The organism is Gemmatimonadota bacterium, assembly GCA_026706345.1.
Taxonomy (GTDB): domain Bacteria; phylum JAAXHH01; class JAAXHH01; order JAAXHH01; family JAAXHH01; genus JAAXHH01.
This window is the reverse complement of the sequence record JAPOYX010000127.1, coordinates 1-4,902: the sequence shown is the minus strand read 5'-3', so window position 1 is coordinate 4,902 and position 4,902 is coordinate 1. Positions and strand designations below refer to the sequence as shown.

Sequence of the window (4,902 nt, the reverse complement as noted above, 5' to 3'; positions counted from 1 at the left end):
TCTCGTTCTCAGTGCCCGGACGATAGAAATGCGATTAAGGCAGCTACATGCCAATCCTGAGATACAACCCTGGTTGCTGCGGGCAATCGTCCTGAAACGCTCACAGACCATGTGCGGTCGTATTGGTTTCCACTCGAAACCCGGTCCCGAGGACCTGCGCAAAGTAGCAGCAGAAGGGGTGGAACTCGGCTATGAAGTTGGTGAATCCTTCCGCAGACAGGGTATTGCCAGGGAATCGGCGATTGCAATAATGAAATGGGCGTCTGAGCAACATCGCCAGCGATGTTTCGTGCTCTCGATCGACCCGGAAAATACTGCATCCTTGTCTATGGCCAGATCGATGGGGTTCATGGAAATCGGCTCACATGTCGATGAGGTGGGTGGACTGGAACTGTATTTTGAACGGCGGCTCGTGTCCTGGCCAGACGAATGGGAATGAAAACCCATATCATGTTCACGACCATGCCCGATTACCGCGCCGAGGCAGTTCGCACACCTTTGGCCCCTAAACGTGCCAGAACTTCTGCCACTGTTTTGTTCGTGGTTGCCTACCAGGTAGTGAGAAAATACACGCCATGCAGTCAAGAGAAAGTCTCGTGACACACGTCAATCCGGACGACGTCCGGCTGGTGACGTCCGATATCTGCAACTTCTGGCGGGCATATGACATGTCGGAAGGCAAGGCTACGGAAGAAAAAATCGAAATCTACGAAAAGGAATACCTGGCTAAAGGAAGCATTGGTCTCGAGGATTTTGTGAACTCCAGGATCAAGAGTGCCGAGGAATTGGTCAAGGCCATCGAGGCTAGGCCGAAGTACTATGCTTCTATCAGGGAAAGCTCGAATCGTGTTCCGGAAATGACGGACCGGATTCGCAATTATATGCACATTTGGAAAAACCTCTATGACGAAGCGGTTTTTCAGGATGTGTATTTCGTAATAGGTAGAATGACTTCCGCGGGGACGACATCGCGGAACGGTCTGCTCATAGGGACCGAGATACTGTGTCGAACGGACGATTCGCCCGTAGAGGAACTTCCACCGGTGTATATCAACCTTATCAGACCGATTGAATATCTGCCCTATGTGGTTATTCACGAACTCATACATCCCCAGCAGAAGTACGATTTTGAAGGTAACACGCTCCTGGGCCATTCCATAATGGAAGGAGCAGCCGATTTTCTTGGAGAACTTGCCAGTGGAGGATTTTTGAACCAGCTTCAGCACGAATACGGCCAGGTTCACGAAACGGAGCTATGGGAGGATTTCTCCAAAGAAATGCTTCAAGACAACTTTAGCAATTGGCTCTATAACTACTTTGAAAACTTAGGGGATAGGCCTCCTGATATGGGTTACTACATAGGCTATCGGATATGCGAATCATACTACGAGAAGATGGACGATAAACATCAGGCTATTCGAGACATCCTGGCCATCAAGGATGGACCTGATGCGCTGCGATTCCTGCAAGAAAGCGGATACGGTCAATAGGACCGGTCATGATTCGGCTTGCGTTTTGTATGGCAATAAACGTGCGGCGGGATCAGAGGAAGGCAAATGCCCCCAAAGTCCAATGAGTCTCTCGATCACCTGGTGTTGCGGTTGGAAGAACGCATCCCTCGGATAACGCATGAAGCCAACGTTCCAGGGCTCTCTATCGCGTTGATACGGAATGGGGAGACTGCATGGGCACATGGCTTTGGCGTAATGAACACGGAAACACGCCAACCCGTGAAACCGGAAACCGTTTTCGAAGGCTGTTCGTTGAGCAAACCGGTTTTCGCATATGCCGCGCTTAAACTGTGCGAAACGGGACGATTGGCACTGGACAGGCCATTGTCCCTCCACCTTCCGAACCCTTACGTTCCCAATGATCCCAGGGTGCAGAAGATGACCATGCGACAAGCCCTCGCCCATACTTCGGGTTTCCCTAACTGGCGTCCTGACTGCTGGGATTCGGAAGGATGGGATCCTGAAGGCGGACTTTTGCAAACCTATTTTGAACCCGGCGAGCGTTTCAGTTATTCCGGTGAAAGATACATGTACGTGCAGCATGTGGTCGAGCATGTAACGGCCGGTCTGGCGAATCCTATATGCAGACCGAGTTGTTTGAGCCAGCCGGAATGGAGTTCAGCACATATCTATGTACATCGGATCAAGTGCCTGACATGGCAACCGGTCATGATGAACATGGGCAACCGGCAGAGAAACAGATGTATAAGTCCATGTGTTCGGCCGCCAGCCTTCATTCGACGCCTTCTGACGTCGCTAAGATCTTGTGCGCCTGTATGCGACCCGGCCACAGTGCCGAATGGCACATCAGTGCCGAGTTGGCGAAGGAAATGATCACCGCCCAGGTCCCGGTAAACGATTCGGCTTCGTGGCATGACAATTGGCCGGATGTTCCGGTAAAAGACGATCCCTTTGTTTCGTGGGGACTTGGTTGGGCAACCCAGATTCACAATGGATCAAAAGCAATCTGGCATTGGGGAGACAACGGTCCCTTCAAGGCATTTGCAATAGGGTATCCTGAAGAGGGAACAGGATTGGTGGCCATGGCCAACGGTTCGAACGGTTACAAACTCTGGTCCTCATTATGCAGCATGACAATGGGCGGCCAGTACCCCTGTATCGACTGGTTGAATCGGGTAGTGTATAGCTGATTGCGGGGCACTGGAGTTGTTGACGGAATACCGTGAGAACAGTCGAGTTTACGGCCAACTTGGCAATGTGAGATGTGATACTCTGCGACCCTGGGTTTTCCATGCTGCGTGTAACCTCATTTCGATGAGGCTTGAGGAGAAAGTAAATGCTCAAAAGACTCTGCATCATATGGGTGATTGTTGCCGGTCCCTGCTTCGGAGTCCACGCGGAGCGTCCGGCGGGAATAGTGCTCTACTTCGAATCTGGTGGCGAGGTGTTTTTGCTGCTCGCGGATAACCAGGGAAACGACAGAGGATGGCATGCTTACGGAGGTAGTCCCCTTGAGGGCGAGAACACGGCGGAAACGGCTGCACGGGAAACGGAGGAAGAGACAAGAGGCTACTTTCTACGAGATGATTTGCTCATTAAGATCAAGGACCAGGAGCCGGTAATAGACCACAATGGCTTCGCCCTGTACTTCGCGGAAATCCCCTTTGTTCCAGCGCAACTTGTAACCAACAATCCAGTTCCCAATGACGATCAGTCCTACAGTGAAAGAGGTCCCTACGCATGGATTCCGTACTCGGAACTGGAACCATATCTGGAAGGTCCGGTCAACTCGGATAAGAGATATACAATTGAGGCGAGATTTCTCCCCCGTGAGTGTAATACATCCTGGTTCTGGTCTGTCTGGCTTGGTAACGTCCGGCGAGCCATTGAGACGAAATCCATTCCCTGGACGATTAAGTGATGCATCGCGGGTTGACTTCAAATCCATCGACCAGAGTCCTCGCCCCGACGACCTGTATAAATTCTTCGGTTAGTTAAATTCGATTTAGTGTTCTTTGGCCATGATCATTTATCTGCAGATCCGATAGGATAGGTATTCTGGACCAAAAACAAACCGCGGATAATCGTAATGTCCTCAGAACTTGCTAACAAGCACGTATACCACGGTGCGTATGGTATATGCCGTGACCCATCAGACAGTTTACTGCTGGTTCGCGTGACGAGCGGTCTGGCAGATGCCGGACTATGGACATTGCCTGGAGGAGGGATCGAATGGGGCGAGCACCCGGAGGTCACGTTACATAGGGAATTGGAAGAAGAGACAGGCGTTGTAGAAATTGAAAAGTCTCGGTTGGCCGCGGTCTATTCCCAGGTGTATGAGCATCCGGCTTAACGTAAGGGCGACCCGGTCCACCACATAGGAATTGTCTACGATGTTACGCTCGGAAAGTTCAACCTCAGAGCCGAAAAAGACGGATCGACAGACCGCTGTGAATGGTTTACCGTAAGCCAGGCTCTACTATTGCCCCTTGCACAACTGGGAGCATTCGGAGTCGAACTGGCTTGGCCAATTTCAAGGCGACTGAAATTTGCCCACTGATATGGGTAGGCTTTTGCACCGTGCGTTGCATGGTATTCGAAGACGAATGGAATCGTGAGGTCCAGATTGAAGGAAAACTATACGCGTCCTGTCGCGACGCGACCTGTCGCGCTCGTTACAGGAGTGAGCCGCAAGATCGGCATTGGTGCAGCAATTTCTCTGGCCCTGGCCAAAACAGGTTGGGATGTGGCGACTACCTACTGGCGACCGTACGATGCCGCCATGCCCTGGGGTATCGATGAGAGCGAAGCCGTGGCAATCAATGACCGGATCCGTGATTCTAATGTACGGACAGTTTCTATCGAAGCCGACCTGTCAGACATCGCTTCTCCGAAGCGTGTTTTTGACCATGTTGAAGACTCCCTTGGTCCTGTCTCCGCCCTGGTGATGGCACACTGTCACGCGGTAGAAAGCAATATCGAAAACACGACTGTTGAGAGCTTTGATCTGCATTTTGCGGTTAACGCTCGAGCTACGTGGCTGCTGACAAGGGAGTTTGGAAGACGATTCCAGGGTGATCATGGGCGTGGTCGTATTATTTCGATCATAAGCGATCATACTACGCACCACCTGCCCTATGGCGCCAGCAAGGGGGCGATGGATCGTATTGTCCTCGCGGCTGCCCAGGAATTCAAGGACCGGGGAGTCACGGCAAACGTCATCAATCCGGGTGGAACAGACACGGGCTGGATGTCGGATGATCTGAAAGAGCAGATACGTCATGAGACACCACTCGGCCGAATCGGCTTGCCGGCGGACTGTGCCCGGCTCGTCAGTTTCCTCTGTTCCGAAGAGGGTGGATGGATAAACGGCCAGTTAATATACAGCAATGGCGGTGTTCGATAAGGACGGTGTCGTTGAAACCAGCGG

5 protein-coding genes are annotated in these 4,902 nt (G+C 51.9%); all 5 read left to right on the top strand.

Features of this window, described 5'->3' with window-relative positions:
• Positions 1–439: GNAT family N-acetyltransferase (locus OXG98_08255; protein ID MCY3771997.1), on the top strand; the 439-nt coding region annotated here is incomplete at its 5' end.
• 157 nt (positions 440–596) lie between these two features.
• Positions 597–1,490, top strand: a complete 894-nt coding sequence (locus OXG98_08250) for a DUF2268 domain-containing putative Zn-dependent protease (protein MCY3771996.1) — start codon at positions 597–599, stop codon at positions 1,488–1,490.
• A gap of 545 nt (positions 1,491–2,035) precedes the next feature.
• On the top strand, positions 2,036–2,662 hold the full coding sequence (locus tag OXG98_08245) for a serine hydrolase (protein ID MCY3771995.1): 627 nt from the start codon (positions 2,036–2,038) through the stop codon (positions 2,660–2,662).
• 146 nt (positions 2,663–2,808) lie between these two features.
• Positions 2,809–3,393, top strand: coding sequence for an NUDIX domain-containing protein (locus tag OXG98_08240; protein MCY3771994.1), 585 nt, complete (start codon positions 2,809–2,811; stop codon positions 3,391–3,393).
• Positions 3,394–4,098: 705 nt separating this feature from the next.
• A complete protein-coding gene (locus tag OXG98_08235; protein MCY3771993.1) occupies positions 4,099–4,878 on the top strand; it encodes an SDR family oxidoreductase in 780 nt (259 codons plus the stop codon).
• Positions 4,879–4,902: the final 24 nt, after the last annotated feature.